This is a genomic window from Nonomuraea sp. NPDC048826 (genome assembly GCF_043198225.1).
In the GTDB taxonomy this organism is placed as follows: Bacteria; Actinomycetota; Actinomycetes; order Streptosporangiales; family Streptosporangiaceae; genus Nonomuraea.
In genome coordinates this window covers 474,679-491,651 of sequence record NZ_JBICUQ010000003.1, presented here as the reverse complement: position 1 = coordinate 491,651, position 16,973 = coordinate 474,679, and the positions used below count along the sequence as shown (strand labels likewise).

17 protein-coding genes are annotated in these 16,973 nt (G+C 71.5%); 6 read left to right on the top strand and 11 right to left on the bottom strand.

Annotation, left to right across the window (positions count from 1 at the left end; translation table 11 throughout):
• Positions 1–74: 74 nt before the first annotated feature.
• Both ACGFI7_RS12830 and ACGFI7_RS12825 read left to right on the top strand, forming a co-directional pair.
• Complete coding sequence (locus ACGFI7_RS12830) at positions 75–893, top strand: glycerophosphodiester phosphodiesterase (RefSeq protein WP_393403008.1); 819 nt, start codon at positions 75–77, stop codon at positions 891–893.
• Between the two features lie 17 nt (positions 894–910).
• Entirely contained in the window at positions 911–1,366 is a 456-nt protein-coding gene (locus ACGFI7_RS12825; protein WP_393403005.1) for a hypothetical protein, read from the top strand.
• A gap of 13 nt (positions 1,367–1,379) precedes the next feature.
• On the opposite strand, the gene ACGFI7_RS12820 is transcribed toward ACGFI7_RS12825, so the two are convergent.
• The 8 genes from ACGFI7_RS12820 to ACGFI7_RS12785 all read right to left on the bottom strand — a co-directional run bounded on the left by ACGFI7_RS12820 (position 1,380) and on the right by ACGFI7_RS12785 (position 8,510).
• Positions 1,380–2,051, bottom strand: coding sequence for an adenylate kinase family protein (locus tag ACGFI7_RS12820; RefSeq protein ID WP_393403002.1), 672 nt, complete (start codon positions 2,049–2,051; stop codon positions 1,380–1,382).
• A 19-nt stretch (positions 2,052–2,070) separates the two neighbouring features.
• On the bottom strand, positions 2,071–2,835 hold the full coding sequence (locus ACGFI7_RS12815) for a cupin domain-containing protein (RefSeq protein WP_393402999.1): 765 nt from the start codon (positions 2,833–2,835) through the stop codon (positions 2,071–2,073).
• Positions 2,832–3,755 (bottom strand): PmoA family protein, encoded by a 924-nt coding sequence (locus ACGFI7_RS12810; protein ID WP_393402996.1) that lies wholly within the window; start codon positions 3,753–3,755, stop codon positions 2,832–2,834. Before ACGFI7_RS12810 ends, ACGFI7_RS12815 begins: the two co-directional genes overlap by 4 nt.
• Entirely contained in the window at positions 3,752–4,852 is a 1,101-nt protein-coding gene (locus ACGFI7_RS12805) for a Gfo/Idh/MocA family protein (protein ID WP_393402993.1), read from the bottom strand. The genes ACGFI7_RS12810 and ACGFI7_RS12805 overlap by 4 nt, the downstream gene beginning before the upstream one ends.
• A 212-nt stretch (positions 4,853–5,064) precedes the next feature.
• Positions 5,065–6,039, bottom strand: a complete 975-nt coding sequence (locus ACGFI7_RS12800) for a glycine betaine ABC transporter substrate-binding protein (protein WP_393402990.1) — start codon at positions 6,037–6,039, stop codon at positions 5,065–5,067.
• A 69-nt stretch (positions 6,040–6,108) separates the two neighbouring features.
• Positions 6,109–6,876 carry an ABC transporter permease gene (locus ACGFI7_RS12795; RefSeq protein ID WP_393402988.1) on the bottom strand — a complete coding sequence of 256 codons (768 nt, stop codon included), beginning with the start codon at positions 6,874–6,876 and terminating at the stop codon, positions 6,109–6,111.
• Positions 6,866–7,870 (bottom strand): ABC transporter ATP-binding protein, encoded by a 1,005-nt coding sequence (locus tag ACGFI7_RS12790; RefSeq protein WP_393402985.1) that lies wholly within the window; start codon positions 7,868–7,870, stop codon positions 6,866–6,868. Before ACGFI7_RS12790 ends, ACGFI7_RS12795 begins: the two co-directional genes overlap by 11 nt.
• On the bottom strand, positions 7,857–8,510 hold the full coding sequence (locus ACGFI7_RS12785; protein ID WP_393402983.1) for an ABC transporter permease: 654 nt from the start codon (positions 8,508–8,510) through the stop codon (positions 7,857–7,859). The genes ACGFI7_RS12790 and ACGFI7_RS12785 overlap by 14 nt, the downstream gene beginning before the upstream one ends.
• 106 nt (positions 8,511–8,616) lie before the next feature.
• On the opposite strand from ACGFI7_RS12785, the gene ACGFI7_RS12780 reads away from it, so the two are divergent.
• Complete coding sequence (locus tag ACGFI7_RS12780) at positions 8,617–9,402, top strand: IclR family transcriptional regulator (RefSeq protein ID WP_393402981.1); 786 nt, start codon at positions 8,617–8,619, stop codon at positions 9,400–9,402.
• A gap of 135 nt (positions 9,403–9,537) precedes the next feature.
• Positions 9,538–11,799: a pectinesterase family protein gene (locus tag ACGFI7_RS12775; RefSeq protein ID WP_393402979.1), complete on the top strand. Its 2,262-nt coding sequence runs from the start codon at positions 9,538–9,540 to the stop codon at positions 11,797–11,799.
• A 179-nt stretch (positions 11,800–11,978) separates the two neighbouring features.
• Here ACGFI7_RS12775 and ACGFI7_RS12770 read toward each other — a convergent pair whose 3' ends face one another.
• Genes ACGFI7_RS12770 through ACGFI7_RS12760 form a run of 3 tightly spaced genes read right to left on the bottom strand, consistent with a single transcriptional unit; the run spans position 11,979 to position 15,088 of the window.
• Entirely contained in the window at positions 11,979–12,248 is a 270-nt protein-coding gene (locus ACGFI7_RS12770; RefSeq protein WP_393402976.1) for a hypothetical protein, read from the bottom strand.
• Positions 12,137–13,786 carry a potassium/proton antiporter gene (locus ACGFI7_RS12765; RefSeq protein WP_393402973.1) on the bottom strand — a complete coding sequence of 550 codons (1,650 nt, stop codon included), beginning with the start codon at positions 13,784–13,786 and terminating at the stop codon, positions 12,137–12,139. Before ACGFI7_RS12765 ends, ACGFI7_RS12770 begins: the two co-directional genes overlap by 112 nt.
• Before the next feature lie 15 nt (positions 13,787–13,801).
• Positions 13,802–15,088: an SLC13 family permease gene (locus tag ACGFI7_RS12760; RefSeq protein WP_393402970.1), complete on the bottom strand. Its 1,287-nt coding sequence runs from the start codon at positions 15,086–15,088 to the stop codon at positions 13,802–13,804.
• A 224-nt stretch (positions 15,089–15,312) separates the two neighbouring features.
• On the opposite strand from ACGFI7_RS12760, the gene ACGFI7_RS12755 reads away from it, so the two are divergent.
• Positions 15,313–16,302, top strand: coding sequence for a histidine kinase (locus tag ACGFI7_RS12755; RefSeq protein ID WP_393402968.1), 990 nt, complete (start codon positions 15,313–15,315; stop codon positions 16,300–16,302).
• 5 nt (positions 16,303–16,307) lie between these two features.
• Positions 16,308–16,955 carry a response regulator gene (locus ACGFI7_RS12750; RefSeq protein ID WP_393402966.1) on the top strand — a complete coding sequence of 216 codons (648 nt, stop codon included), beginning with the start codon at positions 16,308–16,310 and terminating at the stop codon, positions 16,953–16,955.
• Positions 16,956–16,973: the final 18 nt, after the last annotated feature.

Sequence of the window (16,973 nt, the reverse complement as noted above, 5' to 3'; positions counted from 1 at the left end):
ACGCCTGGACCAACAATCGGCCATCACGGTCCGTCGCGTTCGGGTTTCCGGCGGCTCCCCGCTACCAGGGACCCATGTGCCGAAGCTCACGCACCCTCATCGTCGCCGTACTAATGACCGTCCTGGCGGCCCTGCCCGTCGGCCCGACCGCCGCCGCGCGGCGCGACGGGATCGCCAACGTCGCCCACCGCGGGGCCTCCGCGCACGCCCCCGAGAACACGATCGGCGCGTTCCGGCTGGCCGCCCGCATGGGCGCCGACCTGTTCGAGCTCGACGTGCGGGAGACCAGGGACCACGCGCTCGTCCTCATGCACGACACCACGCTCGCCCGTACCACCGACGTGGAGTCCGTCTACCCCGAGCGGGCCCCGTGGCGGGTCTCCGACTTCACCCTGAAGGAGATCCGCCGGCTGGACGCGGGCTCGTGGTTCGGGTCCGCGTTCAAGGGCGCGCGGGTGCCGACCCTCCGGGAGGCGCTGCGCGCGATGCGCCGCACCGGCCTGGGCCTGCTGCTGGAGATCAAGGCGCCGCACCTCTATCCCGGCATCGAGCGGCGCACCGCGCTGGAACTGCGCCGCTCGTGGGAGGGCCCGCTGGTGGTGCAGTCGTTCGACTGGGACGCGATGCGGGCCTTCCACGGGCTGATGCCGGAGGTGCCGGTCGGCCTGCTCGGCACTCCCCCGGCCGGCGAGCTGCCCGGTCTCGCCTCGTTCGCCGTCCAGATCAACCCGCCGTACCGGGACCTCACCCCGGGTTACGTACGGGCGATCCACGCGCACGGCATGCAGGTGTTCACCTGGACGGCGGACGACCCCGTGGTCATGCGGCGGCTCGCGGCGTACCGGGTGGACGGCATCATCACCAACCGGCCGGACGTGCTCGCGCGGCTCTAGCGGGTACCGGGGGGAGCATGACAGATCAGCACGTCAGCAGAGAACCCGACGAGGCGCACCGGCGGCCGCCGGGCGTCGGCGACGACATCGTGGAGGCGCTCGGCCTGTTCAGCGAGGCCCTGGAGAAGATCCACCGGGCGCGCGGCCACCTCTACGCCTTCCACCAGCTCACCGGCGGGGCCGACGGCGCCCTGGACCGGGTGGCCGAGCTGCTGCGCGGCGCGGGCCACGACGAGCTGGCCGAGCGGATCGAGCGGGACCTGATCGGCATGAACGTGCTGGAAGGACGGTGGACGTTCCAGATCGTCGAGGAGTACGACGCGGGCTACTACGCGGCGTTCCAGCGGCTGGAGGCGGAGGCCAGGGAGCGGTTGATGGACGGGCGCACGCACGTGTACGAGGCGGAGATGAAGGCCCGGCGCCGCACCCCCGGACTGGCCGGGCACGAGTGGGCGCCCGACACGGCCGACTGATCCAGGGACGCCGTCAGGTGCTCCGGCCGGCGGGCGACGCGGCGCGGTAGGGCGGCAGCCCGAGCCGGTCGCGGATCGCCCGCTGCACCGCCGCCGGGTCCTCCCGCGCGTCGACGACCATCACGTACTCCTTGCGGCGGAACAGGTCGATCACCGGGTCGGTCTTGCCGTGGTAGTCGCGCAGCCGCCTGGCCAGCGCCTCCGGGGTGTCGTCGGCCCGGGTGACGAGCTCGCCGCCGCACACATCGCACCGGCCCTCGGTCTCGGGGCGGTGCGCGATGAGGTTGTAGTCCATGCCGCAGCCCGAGCACAGGCGGCGGGCCAGCACCCGGCGGCGCACCTCCTCGTCCGGAAGGTCGAGCAGGATGACTCCGTCGATGTCGTAGCTCTCCAGGAAGAACTCGGCCTGCCGCCGGTTGCGCGGGAAGCCGTCGATGACGAAGCCGAAGTTCCAGTCGTGCTGCTGGAGCCGCTCGCGCACGACGTCCTCCACCAGGTCGTCACCGACCAGCTCGCCTGCCGTGACGAGGCGGCGGACCTGGGCGCCGAGCTTGGTGTGGTTCTTGACGTGCCAGCGGAAGATCCCGCCCACGTTGATGTGGACGAGGTCGAGGTCGTCGCAGAGCAGCGCGGCCTGGGTGCCCTTCCCGCTCCCCTGCACCCCCATGATCACATATTTCCGCATGTCTGCCTTTCTGTCGCCGTCAGGCGGCGTCCGGGTCAGAGCCGAGACTATGCGGGTCGGCGGGCGAGTGGGCCGGTGGGTGGACGACGGGGTGGGTGACGTCATGGACGCGCAGGTGGCCGCACATGCCGTGACGCTCCCGCGGCGGCGCTTCCAGGAGCGCGGCGTGCCGCAGGTGGGTGCCGTCGCCGCGGCCGAGCGCGGCGAGCACCTCGGCGGTGGTGCGCGTCTCGGCGGCGACCGTGCTCTCCCAGATGCGCCGCCAGCCGTCGACCTTCGGCCGGACCAGGGCGACGGCGCTGTCGTAGAAGCGCAGCAGCGGCCCGAAGTCGCCCGCCCGGACGCTCTCCGCCAGCCGCAGGTAGCCCTCGACGGCCAGGTCGCGCCGCCGCGCCACGGCCGCGTCGGCATCGCCGTCGGGCAGCCGGGCCGCCTCCTCGTAGGCCGCCCGGTCGGACACCACCTCCGGCGGGAACGTCATGACGGCGTCGCCCGCCTCGGGCAGCCCGGCGTTCTGCATGACGACGACCACCTCCAGCCCGCCCCGGTTGACGGCCCGGTGGATGGTGCCGGGCGTGAACCACACGGTGGTGCCGGGGACCAGGTCGATCTCCCGCGAGCCGTTCAGGTCGAGCGTCCGCAGCGCGCCCCGCCCGCCGGTGACCACGTACGCCTCGGTGGAGGCGGTGTGCAGATGCGGGGTGCCGCCTTCGAGCCCGTCGGCGCACGTACCGGTGTAGACCGACAGCCGCGAGACGGAGGTGCCGCCGGGGAACGCCGTCATGACGCACACTCTCCGGCCAGCGCGGCGCGGCCCCGCGCGGCCAGCAGGGCGCTGCCGTCGACGCCGTGGTCGCCGTCGGCGATCACCACCGCGTACCGGAACCCGAGCGTCCGGCCGTCCTCGACCCGCAGTTCCTCGCCGAAGAACGGCGCCGGGCACAGGCAGGCGAACATCTCGCTGCGGGCGAACCACTGCGGCGGGTGCCGGGGGTTGGCCGCGTCGTCCACCATGACGATCGTGGACCAGGCGCCGGTGCCGTCGTGCCGGCCGCGGAAGCCGAGCCACTCGGAGCGCGTCCCGCGCAGCTCGTCGCCGCCCGCCCCGGCCGGCGACTGGACGATCCCGCCGGTGAACGAGCGCGGCCCGCGCCAGAACAACCCGCCGTACCCGGCGTTCTCGCGGCCCTTGGTGGTCGGGGAGCCGAAGTCGAGCGGCCCGCCTGACACGTTCGTCATGGCCGTGTCGAACACCAGCGCCCAGACCGCCTCGTCCAGCACCGTGGCCGTGAGCGAGCGCCGCTCCCCGATGACCGGACGCCCGTCCTGGGAGATCCAGTCGAGCCGATGGGCGAGGCGGGCCCGCCCGCCGTCCGCGCCGAGCGCGGTCATCTCGCGGTGCACGGCGCTGCCGTTGTTCGCCAGCTGGACGTAGCCGCGCCCGCGCTCGTACGTGGGACCGCCCCAGAAGTTGTGCTCGCCCACGTGCGGCAGCGACCAGGCGATGCCCTTGTGCCAGACGTGGTCGTGCGGCCGGTAGAGCGAGACCACGTCGCCGCCCAGGGTGCGGACCGGGTGCAGGTAGGGCTTGGGCGACTCCAGGACGGCCGTGTCGGGGCGGTAGACGTACGTGAACAGCTCGACGTCCCCGGCGGTGACGGCGACGGAACGGCCCAGGGTGTGGACCACGCGGACGTCGGTCACCTGCCCGTGCCTCCCCAGGGGGCGCCGGTCCCGTCCATGCGGCGGGCGAACGGGCTGCCGGGGCCGATCGCGCCGCGTGTCACCCGCTCGCCGGTGAAGGCCGAGGCGTACAGCGCGGCCACGAACTCCATCGTCAGCCGGGCGTCCGCGAGCGTGACGGGCGGCGGCTCGCCCCGGTCGAGCGCGTCGAGCACCGCGACGAGCTGGCCGTGGTGACCGCTGGACGCGGTGCCGCGCGGCTCCGCCGACCACCGCTTGGCCACGTCCTCGTGACCGGGCGCGGGGGTGATCGTCCAGTCGGCGTCGGTGTAGCCGTACAGATGCTCCAGCTCGACGGTGGCGCGCTCGAAGTCGAAGCGGAGCACGGACGTCTCGCGCGGCGACAGCACCGAGTTGACCACCGAGGCGACGGCGCCGTTCTCGAACGTGACCATGGCCATCGACACGTCCTCGGTCTCGGTGTCGCGCGCCTGGCGGGCGGCCAGGCCGCTGACCTCGCGCCACCCGCCGAGCACCGAGAACAGCAGGTCGAACTGGTGGATGCCGTGCCCCATGGTGGGGCCGCCGCCCTCCGACGCCCAGGTGCCGCGCCAGGGGACGTCGAAGTAGGCGTCGTCGCGGTACCACTGGGTGAGACAGGTCGCCACCAGCGGCCGGCCCAGCTCCCCGGCGGCCAGCATGCGGCGCAGCCGGGCGGCGCCGGGGCCGAAGCGGTGCTGGAAGACGGTGGCCATGTGCGCGGCCGAGCGGCTCTCGGCCTCGGCGAGCGTGTCGAGCTCGGCCAGGGAGAGCGTGGGCGGTTTCTCGACGAGCACGGTGACGCCCGCTTCGAGGCATTCGAGCGCGAGCGGGGCGTGCAGGAGGGGCGGCGTGCACAGGTGGACCAGGTCGACCCGCTCCTCCTGGAGCAGCTCGGTCAGGGTGGCGAAGGTGCGGGGCACCTGCCAGGTGGCGGCGAATTCGGCGGCGCGGCCGAGGTCGACGTCCACGGCCGCGACGAGGCGAGCCCGGCCGCCGGACGCGGCTACGGCCTGGGCGTGGACGGAGGCGATCCCGCCGGTGCCGACGATCGCGGACCGGTAGCTGCGTGGTGACATGTGACCTTCAGGGGGTGGGGAGCGCGCCGGGAAAACGCATTCCGCAGTCTGCCTCCCCCTTCGAGACACCGTCAAGCATCTCGCCACCGCACGGCCCTACCGCCCGGAACCACCGCACGGCCCTACCGCCCGGAACCACCGCACGGCCCTACCGCGCGGAACCGCCGCACGGAACCAGCGGACGCGCGTCCGAGCGGCACGGCCGCGCCTGGTCAGGCCCCGCCGCCGAGGAAGCCGTTCTGCTTCAGCCACTCGGCGGTGACCGCGCCGGGCTCCTTGCCGTCCACGTCGACCTGGGCGTTGAGCGCCTGCATGGTGGCGTCGTCCAGCTTGGCGATCACCGGCTTCAGCACCTGCTCCAGGGCCGGGTGCTGCTGGTACAGCTCGTCCTTGACGGTGACCGCGGCGTTGTAGATCGGGAAGAAGCTCTTGTCGTCCTCCAGCACGGTCAGGTCGAGCGCGGCGATGCGGCCGTCGGTGGTGAACACCTCGCCGAAGTTGCAGGTCTCGCCCTTGTCCGTCTCGGTGTAGACGACGCCGGTGTCCAGCAGCGCGATCCGGTCCTTGGGGATCTCGAAGTCGTACTTCTTGGTCAGGCCGGGCAGGCCGTCGTCGCGGGTGGAGAACTCGGTCTCGATGCAGATCGTGACCTCCTCCGGCTTGGTCTTGGCCAGCTCGGCCACGTCGGAGACGGTCTTGACGCCCAGTTCCTGCGCCTTCTCCGAGCGGATGGCCAGGGCGTAGGTGTTGTTGAGCGGCGTCGGGCCGATCCAGCGGATCTTGTTCTGCTCCAGGTCGGCCTCCGCGGTGGCCTTGAACTGCTCGGCCGAGTCCTGGATCGGCTCGGTCTTCTTCAGGTGCTCGATCCAGCCGGTGCCGGAGTACTCCCAGTACAGGTCGATCTCGCCGGCCTGCAGCGCCTTGCGGTTGGTGACGGTGCCGCCCAGGTTGGTCTTGTCCTCGACCTCGGCGCCGTGCGCCTTGAGCAGCTGCACGGCGATCTTGCCGAGCACGATGTTCTCGGTGAAGTCCTTGGAGCCGACGACGAACGAGGCGCCCTCCAGCTCGGTGCCTGCGCTGGACGCCTCGACGGCGCCCGCGCCGCCACCGCATCCGGCGGCCGCTGTCAGGGTCAGGGCCGCTGCTGCGAGCACGGCGAACTTGCGGCGGAGGGGGCGGGAGAACACGTGAAAACACCTCTCACGGTGGGGTCTTACGAACAATCGGGGGTTCGGGGGATGGGGGATGTAGGCGGGTCACATGCCGCGGGGCTTGAGCAGGTTCTCGGCGAGGCCGCCCAGCCAGTCGATGAAGAAGGCGATGCACGCGGTCAGCACGCCGCCGACGATGGTGACGGGCATCCGGTTGAGCTTGAGCCCGTTGATGATGAGTTCGCCCAGCCCGCCCGCGGCCACGAAGGCGCCGAGGGTGGCGACGCCGACGGTCAGCACCAGGGCGGTGCGCAGACCGGCGAGGATGGCGGGCACGGCGAGCTTGAGCTCGACCCGGCGCAGCACCTGGCCCTTGGTCATGCCCATGCCGCGGGCGGACTCGATGAGCGCCGGGTCGATCTGCTGCAGCCCGACCATGGTGTTGCGCAGCACCGGCAGCACGGCGTAGGCGACCAGGCCGACCAGCGCCGTCTGGAAGCCCACGCCCAGGACGAACGTGGCCAGCACGAGCAGCCCGATGCACGGCACGGCCTGCCCGAGGTTGCCCGCGGTGAGGATGACCGGGGTGATGAACCGGTTCCTGGCGCGCGAGGCGACGATGCCGAGCGGGACCGCGATGGCCACCACGAGGGCGGTGGCGGCCACGGTCATCTGCAGGTGCTCGATCACCTTGGCGATGATCACGTCGCGGTTGAGGCTGCGGCGCTCGATGGAGTCCAGCTCCAGCGTGCTCACCCAGGCGTACAGGGCGGCCAGGGCGACGACGATCGCGGCCGGGGTGAGCACGTGGCGCAGGCCGGAGGTGCGGACGGGCGCGCCGGCCCGGCCGACGGCGATCGTGTCAGCGGTCACCGGCCGCCACCTCCTCGCGGCCGGTCCCCGCGCCGTCCGTCCCCACGGCCTCGCACAGGGCGGCGTAGGTGAGCACCCCGGTCGGGGTGGCGCATCTGTCGCTGCCGTGGGCGACCATCGTGTCCAGCGCCTCGCGCAGGCTGGCGCCCGCGCCCACCCGCGGCAGCCCGTCGCCCGGCGGTACGGGCCCGGCGGCCGGCAGGTCGTCCACCGTCAGCAGCGCCAGCCGCTTCAGCGTGGCGTCCTGGCCGATGAACCCTGCCACGTAGTCGTCGGCGGGCGCGGCCAGGATGTTGGCGGGCGTGTCGTACTGGGCGATGTGCGAGCGCTCGCGCAGCACCGCGATGCGGTCGCCGAGCATGATCGCCTCTTCGAAGTCGTGCGTGACGAAGATGATCGTCTTGCGCAGCTTCTTCTGCAGCTTGGCGAACTCGCTCTGCAGGTGCTCGCGGGTGATCGGGTCGGTGGCGCCGAAGGGCTCGTCCATCAGCATCACCGGCGGGTCGGCGGCCAGCGCGCGGGCCACGCCGACCCGCTGCTGCTGCCCTCCGGACAGCTGGCGCGGATAGCGGTCGTGGTACGTGCCGGGCTCCAGGTTGACCAGCGAGAGCAGCTCCTCGACCCGGTCGGCGACCTTGGCCGCGGGCCAGCCGAGCAGCTTGGGCACCAGGGCCACGTTCTCGCCCACGGTCAGGTGGGGGAACAGCCCCACCTGCTGGATGGCGTAGCCGATGTGCCGGCGCAGCTCGTCGGGGTGCAGGTCGAGCACGTTCTCGCCGCCGATGCGGATCTCCCCGGACGTGGGCTCCACCAGCCGGTTGATCATCTTCATCGTGGTGGTCTTGCCGCAGCCGGACGGCCCGACGAAGACGACCAGCTCACCGGCCGGGATGTCGAGGTTGACGTGGTCGACCGCTGGAGCCGGCTGGCCCGGGTAGTGCTTGGTCAGCCCCCGCAGCTCGATGCGGACACCTGCGGGATCACGGTCGAACACGAAGCCCCCTGGGGGTGGTCAGCTGGCGTACGGCGAAGAAGAACGCGTCGAAGAGCACCGCGATGACCACGATGCCGAGCGTTCCGGCGAGCGTGGCGTTCAGCGAGTTCACCGAACCGAGCCTGGCCAGTCCTTCGAAGATCTGGGTGCCGAGACCGGGGCCGTCGACGTAGGCGGCGATGGCCGCGATGCCGATGAGCATCTGGGCCGAGACCCGGACTCCGGTCAGGATCAGCGGCCAGGCCAGCGGCAGCCGCACCTTCAGCAGCACCCTCGCGGCGCTCAGGCCCATCCCGCGACCCGCCTCGACGGTGGCGACGTCGACGCCGTTCAGCCCGGTCACCGTGTTCCTGATGATCGGCAGGAAGGCGTATCCGGTCAGCGCGACGAGCGTGGGCCCCCAGCCCAGCCCGGTGATCGGGATGAGCAGCGTGAGCAGGGCCAGGGAGGGGACGGTGAGGATGCCCGCGGACATCGCCAGCGCGGCGCCGCGCACCTTCGGCGCCTGGAAACCGAGGAGTCCGATGCCGACGCCCACCACGGTCGCGATGCCGATCGCGATGGCGACCACCAGGGCGTGCTCCGCGGCGGCCAGCGAGAGAGTCCCCCAACGAGAGACCACATACTCGCCGAAAGTCATTGATTGACCGCCTTCGCTTACTCTTGCGTTGGCCAGTAAACGTACGACCGTGTTGCGCTGATTGCAAAACTTGTTGCACCTAGCGCAACACCATTGTTATGAACGGATGAGCATGACCGAGAGGTCGGCGGTGTCGTCGGCGGGCCTCCGCCGAGACCTGGAGATCCTTGACGTTCTCGCTGGTCACGGCGCTGAACGCGATGCCGAGGGGTTCGGCGTGAGCTGGATCGCGCAACGCCTGGGGCGCGAGAAGAGCCAGGTGTCGCGGGCGCTGCGCGCGCTGGAGGCGGAGGGCATGGTCGAGCGCGATCCGCTGACCCGGCGCTACCGGCTCGGCTGGCGGCTGTTCGCGCTCGCGGCCCGTACCCAGCAGGCCCGGCTGGCGCAGGTCGCGGCGCCGTGCCTGCGGCGGCTGGCCTCCGCCTTCGACGAGGACGCCCACCTGTCCGTGCTCCGCGGCGAGCAGGTGCTCACGCTGATGTCGGCCCCCTCGTCACGGGCGTACCACCGGATCTGGGAAGGGGTCGCGGTCCCGGTCCTCATGGCGGGCGCCGGGCGGGCGCTGCTCGCCGACTGGCCCGAGGGCCACGTGCGGGAGTTGCTGGGCGCCCCTCTGCCGGCCGGTCTGGACTCGGCGATCGCCGACGAGGAACAGTGGCTCGCCGACCTGGCGCACGTCCGGGAGTTCGGGTACGTGGTGAGCGCGGTGGAGCTGGACGACCTCCCCGGGGGCATCACGGCCCCGGTGCGCGACCACCGCCGTCTCATCGTCGCGGCCATCAGCCTGTCGCTGACCCGCGTCCCTCCGGAGTCGCGTCTGGCGGAGATGGGCAAGGCGGTGGCGGAGTCGGCACGGGAGCTGTCCGCCGCCCTGGGCCACCCGCAGCCGTAACGTCCTCAGCAAGTGAGCTTGCTGCAACCGCTTGCCGCAGCAATAGTGCAGTTTTACTAGCAACCATTGACGCTTCCAGCTCGCTACGTCAACGTTTCGTGCAACCGATTGCCATCCCGCCTGGAGAGGTTGCGCATGCGGCTTCTGTCACTCCCCCCGGTGATCGCCCTCCTGCTCATCACCGCGGCGGCGCCCGCCGCCGCGCACCCGCCCCGGGACGTCATCGTGGTCGCCGCCGACGGGTCCGGCGACCACACCACCGTGCAGGACGCGGTGGACGCCGTGCCCTCGGGCAACTCCCGCCCGGTGACCATCCTCGTCCGCGAGGGCACGTACAAGCAGCAGGTCGTCATCCCGGCCGACAAGCCGCACCTCACTCTCGCCGGCGACACCGACGACCCGGCCAAGGTGGTGCTGACCTTCGACGCCGCCGCCAAGACCGAGAAGCCCGACGGCTCCGGGCCGTACGGCACCTCGGGCAGCGCCTCGTACGTGATCGCCGCGCCCGACTTCACCGCGCGCGACCTCACCTTCGAGAACGCCTACGACGAGGCCGCGCACGGCCCCAGCCAGGCCGTCGCGGTCCGCACCACCGGCGACCGGCAGGTGTACGACAACGTCCGGTTCATCGGCAACCAGGACACGCTCTACGCCAACACGGCGAGCGCGGGCGCCACCGCCCGGCAGTACTTCCACGACTGCTACGTGGAGGGCGACGTCGACTTCATCTTCGGCCGGGCCACCGCCGTCTTCGACCGGTGCGTCATCAAGGCGCTGACCCGGGGCGACGCCGCGAACAACGGCTACGTCACCGCCGCCAGCACCGAGATCGCCAACCCGTACGGCTTCCTGATCCACCGCAGCCACCTGGTCAGCGACGCCCCCGCCGGGACGTACCACCTGGGCCGGCCGTGGCCGGCCGGCCGGTCGGCGACGGCGCGCGGGCAGGTGCTGGTCCGCGAGTCGTGGCTGGGCCAGCAGTTCAAGGACGCCCCGTGGACCGACATGTCGGGCCTGAGCTGGCGGGACGCCCGCCTGTCCGAGTACCGCAACCACGGTCCCGGCGCCACCGTCAACGACGACCGGCCGCAGCTCTCCCCGCGGGACGCCGCCCGGTTCACCCCGCACCGCTACCTGGCGGGCCGCGACGGCTGGAACCCGGTCCGCCGCGACCACGACCGGCCCGGCCCGCACCGGCTGGGCCGCGAGACGCTCGGTGAGAAGGACGGCTGGGCGGCCGCCACCACCGGCACCACGGGCGGCTCGGCAGCCCGGCCGGAGGACGTGCACGTCGTCTCCACCAGGACCGAGCTGATCGCCGCGCTCGGCGAGCCGGCCGACAACCGGCCGCGGATCGTGTACGTCAAGGGCGCGATCGACGCCGACACCGACGCCGCCGGCAACCCGCTGACCTGCGCCGACTACGCCACCGACGGCTACAGCCTGCAGGCGTACCTGGACGCCTACGACCCGGCCGTCTGGGGCCGGTCCAGCCCGCCGTCAGGGCCGCTGGAGGACGCGCGGCGGGCCTCCTACGACGCGATGAGCAGGCACGTCAGCATCACGGTCGGCTCCAACGTCACCCTGGCCGGCCTGGGCCGCGACGCCGCGCTCAAGAGCTTCGGCCTGCGCGTCAGGAACGCCGACAACGTCATCGTGCGCAACCTCACGATCAGCGACACGGCCGACTGCTTCCCGCAGTGGGACCCGACGGACGGCGAGGAGGGCAACTGGAACGCCTCCTTCGACAACGTGGAGGTCTCCGGCTCGACCCACGTGTGGCTGGACCACAACACGCTGAACGACGGCGACAACCCCGACGCGAACCAGCCGCTCTACTTCGGCCGGCCGTTCCAGGTGCACGACGGGCTGCTCGACGTGGTGCGCGGCTCCGACTACGTGACGCTGTCGTGGAACCACCTCAGCGGCCACGACAAGGTGACGCTGATCGGCAACACCGACAACCCGAACTCCTACCAGGAGGCCGACAAGCTCAGGGTGACCCTGCACCACAACTACTTCGAGGGCCTCGGCCAGCGGACCCCGCGGGTGCGCTTCGGCCGGGTGCACGTCTACAACAACTACTACACGGGCGGCGGCCCGTACGAGTACAGCATCGGCGTCGGCTTCCAGTCGCAGGTGTACGCGAACGCCAACGCGTTCGAGGGCATCCCCGCCGAGCGGGTGCTGTCGGTGCTGAAGGGCACCGCGATCACCGCCAAGGACAACCTGGCCGACGGCAGGCCGGTCGATCTGGTCGCCGCCTACAACGCGGCCAACGGCGCGAGCCTCGGCGGCGACGCCGGCTGGACGCCGTCCCTGCACACCCGCGTCCACCCGCCGGCGGCGCTGCGCGCTCTGGTCCCCGCCGGCGCGGGCGCGGGGCGCATCCGCTGAACCTGCCATGCGCCCGGTCCGCGTGACCGGGCGCGCAGCGGATGCGCGGCCGGGAGGGCCCGCCTGACCCGGGCCCTCCCGGCCGCACCCGCCGACGAACCCGCCGACGGAAAGGCCGGACCGCCGACGGACCGCCGCTGGGCCGCCACCGGGCCGCCACCGGACCGCTCCGGCGGCCGTCACCGGCGGGCGGCCAGCTCGGCCAGGCGTTGCTCGATGGCCGCCAGCCGGTCATCGAGCGACGGGCTGTGCAGCAGCTCGGCGAGCTGGTCGGCTTCGTCGGGCTCGAGTTCGACGACGTAGCCGGTGTCGTCGGGGTCGCCGTTCTCGTAGACGGTCAGCCCGCGTCTGCCGTCGCGGAAATCGATGATCGCGAGCCGATCTCCTCCTCTGGTCGTGATCTGGTGGATGGTGCCGGTTCCGGGGACCGTCGCCGGAGTGATCTCCATCTCCCTGTGCCTCCGTTCTCGTGGCGTGGTCGGTCGGGCTTGGGGTCCGGGTCGCCGCGCTCGCCGTGCCAGCGGGCCAGCCGGCCGCGGCGGCCCACGGCGCGCAGGCGCCGCTCGACCTCCTCGCGCGTCCGGGCGGTGGCCACGATGAGCAGCTGGTCGCTCTCGTACAGCCGGGTGTCGGGCGCGGGGACGAGCGCGGATCCATCGCGGATGACCAGGCTGATGGCGGCCGGCGGCGGCAGGCGCAACTCCGAGACCTCCACCCCGTGCAGCCTCGATCCTTCCGGCACGGTGACCGTGAGCAGCTCGGCGTCGAGCACGTCGAGCGGCGCGGACTCGATGTCCACCTCCCTGGCCTCCTCCGGCCTGACCAGCCCGAGCAGGCGGGTGATCCCGAGCAGGCCGGGCCCCTGGATCAGGGTGAACACCACGACGAGCACGAAGACGATGTGCAGCACGTCGAGTGCGCCGGGCACCTGGGCCACGATCGGGAATGTGGTGAGCACGATCGGCACCGCCCCGCGCAGCCCCGCCCAGGAGATGAAGGCCTGTTCACGCCAGGGGATCCGGAACGGGATCAGGCACGCGGCCACCGAGATGGGCCGGGCCACCAGCAGCAGGAAGGCCCCGATGGCGAGCGCGGGCAGCAGCGCGTCGAGCAGTTCGCTCGGGTCGACCAGCAGGCCCAGCATGACGAACAGCCCGATCTGGGCCAGCCAGCCGGCCCCTTCGGCGAAGGACCGGGTGGCCGCCCGGTGCGGCAGCACGGCGTTGCCCAGCACGATCCCGGACAGGTAGGCGGCGATGATGCCGGAGGCGTTGGCCGCGCCCGCCGCGGCGAAGGCGCAGATGCCGAAGCCGAACGAGGCCAGCGGGTACAGGCCGCTGGCCGGCAGCGCCACGTAGCGCAGCGTCACCACGCCGACGACGGCCACGGCCAGCCCGATGACCGCCCCGGTGGTGATCTGGTACACCATCTGCCCGCCGATGCTGAGCGGGCCGGGCAGACCCCCGGAGGCGCTGAAGACCAGCACCAGGATCACGGTGGGGGCGTCGTTGAAGCCGGACTCGGCCTCCACCATGCTGGCCAGCTTGCGCGGCAGCGGCAGGGACCGCAGCACGGCGAAGACCGCCGCCGCGTCGGTGGACGACACGATGGCGCCGAGCAGCAGCGCGAGCTGCCAGTCCATGCCCAGCAGGTAGTGCGCCCCCGCGGCGGTCACCAGCACGCTGATGACCACGCCGGCGGTGGCCAGCAGGGCAGAGGGGGCGAGCAGCCGGCGCACGTCGGCCCATCGGGTGCTCAGCCCGCCCTCGACCAGGATGACGGCCAGCGCGGTCGTGCCCAGCGTCTGGGCGAGCTGGGCGTCGTCGAAGGGGACGCCCAGCACGTCCTCGCCGATCAGCACGCCGAGTCCGAGGAACAGCAGGAGGCTGGGCAGCCCCAGACGGGAGGCGGTGCGTGCCGCGGCGATGCTGGCGAGCAGCACCAGGCCGCCCGCCAGGAGCACCACGTACAGCTGCGGCAACGTCATCGTCGCCTCTCCCCCTCACATGAAGTAGCGCAGCCAGACATAGAGCCAGGCCATCGCTGTGCTGACCGCCGTGGTGAGAAGGCCGTACTTGGTGAACTGCCAGAACGTGATCTTGCTGCCGGACCGGGCGGCCAGGCCGATGGCGACCACGTTCGCGCTGGCCGCCACCGCGGTGCCGTTGCCGCCGAAGTCCGCGCCCAGCGCGAACGCCCACCACAACGCCTGCCCGGTGCCAGGATCGGGAGCCTGCGCGACCAGCCCTTCCACGATAGGCGCCATGGTCGCCACGTACGGGATGTTGTCGAAGAACGCGCCGAGGATCGCCGAACCCCATACCAGCGCGGTGGCCGCGCCGAAGAAGTTGTCGCCGACCGCGCCGATGGCCCAGTCGCCGATGGTCTTGATGACCCCGGTGTGCACCAGCCCGGCGACCATGACGAACAGGCCCATGAAGAAGACCAGGGTCCCCCACTCGACCTCCGCCAGCGCCTCCGAGGTGTCGGCGCGCGCCACGAGCATCATCACGCCGGCGCCGACCAGCGCCACGATGGACGGGTCGACGTGCACGATGGCGTGCAGCCCGAAGCCGACGATGACCAGGCCGAGCACGATCATGCAGCGGGTGAGGAGCTTCGGGTCGGTGATGGCCCGCTTCTCCTGGAGCGCCATCACCTCGGCGACCCGGTCGGGGTTGTACACGAACGACTTGCGGAACATGAACCAGGCCAGCAGCAGGAAGGAAGCCAGGACCACCACGACGATGGGCGTCATGTGCACGATGAAGTCGTTGAAGGTCAGTCCCGCGCGGCTGCCGATGATGATGTTCGGCGGGTCCCCGATGAGGGTGGCCGCACCGCCGATGTTGGAGGCCAGGACCTCGGCGATGATGTAGGGCTGGGCGGGGATGTCGAGCCGCTCACACACCATCAGCGTCACGGGCACGACCAGCATGATCGTGGTGACGTTGTCCAGGAAGGGCGAGGCGATCGCGGTGATGGCCATCAGCATCACCATCAACCGGTACGGCCGCCCCTGCGACCTCTTGGCGGCCCAGATGGCGAGGAAGTCGAACAGTCCGGTCTGCTTGATGATCCCGACTATGATCATCATGCCGAGCAGGAGGAAGATGACGTTCCAGTCAATGCCCTCATGCTCGGAGAAGAAGACCCCGGCGCCGGGGATCAACCCGAGCACCGCCATGACACCGGCGGCGACGAGCACCACCTTGACCTTGTTCACCTTCTCGGTGGCGATGAAGAAGTAGGCCACCACGAAGACGGTCAGGGCGATGACACCGCTCATCGTGCGTGCCCCGGGGGTCCGGTGCGAGCCGGTCGTGACGTGGGCAACAGATACGGTGCAGATATGTCAAGATGTCTCATAGATTATATTTTCGATAACGAGCCGGTAAACGCGCCATCGGGTCTGACACCCATCTCGGGTGGGGTCCACCATGTAGAGACACGCAGGTAATTGGGTGCTGGCACCGATGGACAGGCACGCCGCCCGACGGCGACGCTGGTGATATGAACGAGCGACGTCCGGTGTCCACGAGATCTCCGGCGCAGGCGCTGTTCCGGCGGCTCATCGTGATCAACGGCCTGGTGTTCACCGTCGGCACGCTGTTCCTGGCCGTCTCGCCCGCGACGGTCTCGTCACCCGTGCTGCTCACCGAGATCCCGGTGCTGACGATCGGCCTGGCGCTGATGCTCGGCGCCAACGCGGTGCTGCTGCGCCGGAGCCTGGCGCCCCTGGGCGAGCTGACCGCGCTCATGCAGCGGGTCGACCTGCTGCGCTCCAGTGACCGGCTCACCGAGAGCGGCAACGGCGACCTCACCGACGTCGTGGCCACGTTCAACTCGATGCTCGACCGCCTGGAGGCCGAGCGCAGCACGGCCGCCGCGCACGCGCTGGCCGCGCAGGAGGGCGAGCGCCAGCGGATCGCCCGCGAGCTGCACGACGAGATCGGGCAGAGCCTGACCGTGGTGCTGCTCGGCCTGAAGCGGGCCGTCGACCGGGCGCCTGAGGAGCTGTGCGAGGAGCTGCACGCCATCCAGGAGACGGTCCGGGGCAGCCTGGACGAGGTGCGCCAGGTGGCCAGGCGGCTGCGCCCCGGGATGCTGGAGGACCTGGGCCTGATCGCCTCGCTCAACGCGCTGGCCGCCGACTTCGCCGAGATGTCCGACGCGCAGGTGATCCGCCGGCTGGAGTCGCAGCTGCCGGAGCTGGGCCAGGACGCCGAGCTGGTGGTCTACCGCATCGCGCAGGAGAGCCTGACCAACGTGGCCAGGCACGCCAAGGCGGCCAAGGTCGAGATCTCGCTCTGCCGGGAGCCCGGCGCCGTGGTGCTGAAGATCGCCGACGACGGCCGGGGCGGCCAGACCACCGAGGGCACGGGCGTGCGCGGCATGCGCGAGCGCGCGCTGCTGATCGGCGCCCGTCTGACCATCACCAGCCCGCCGGGGGGCGGAACGACCGTGCGGCTGACCATACCGGTCCGGCCGGAAAGGAACTGATCAGGTTGGAACGGACCCGCATCCTGCTCGCCGACGACCACGCGCTGGTGCGCCGCGGGCTGCGGCTGATCCTGGACGCCGAACCGGATCTCGTCGTCGTGGCCGAGGCCGGCAACGGCGCGGAGGCCGTCGAACTCGCCGGAGAGGGCGTCGACCTGGCCATCCTGGACATCGCCATGCCGCGGATGACCGGCATCCAGGCGGCGCGCGAGATCTCCCGGCGGGCGCCGCAGGTGCGCCTGCTCATGCTGTCCATGTACGACAACGAGCAGTATCTGTTCGAGTCGCTCAAGGCGGGGGCGTCGGGCTACGTGCTCAAGTCCGTGGCCGACCGCGACCTGCTGGAGGCGTGCCGGTCGGCGATGCGGGGCGAGCCGTTCCTGTACCCCGGTGCGGTGACCGCGCTCATCCGCGACTTCCTGCAGCGCGACCACCAGGGCGAGGACCTGCCCGCGAGCCTGCTCACGCCGCGTGAGGAGGAGATCGTCAAGCTCATAGCGGAGGGCCACTCGTCCAAAGAGATCGCCGACCTCCTGGTGATCAGCATCAAGACCGTGGACCGGCACCGCGCGAACGTGCTGGCCAAGCTGGGCATGCGGGACCGCCTGGAGCTCACCAGGTACGCGATCAGGGCGGGCCTCATCGAGCCCTGAGGTCCCGCTATACGGTCA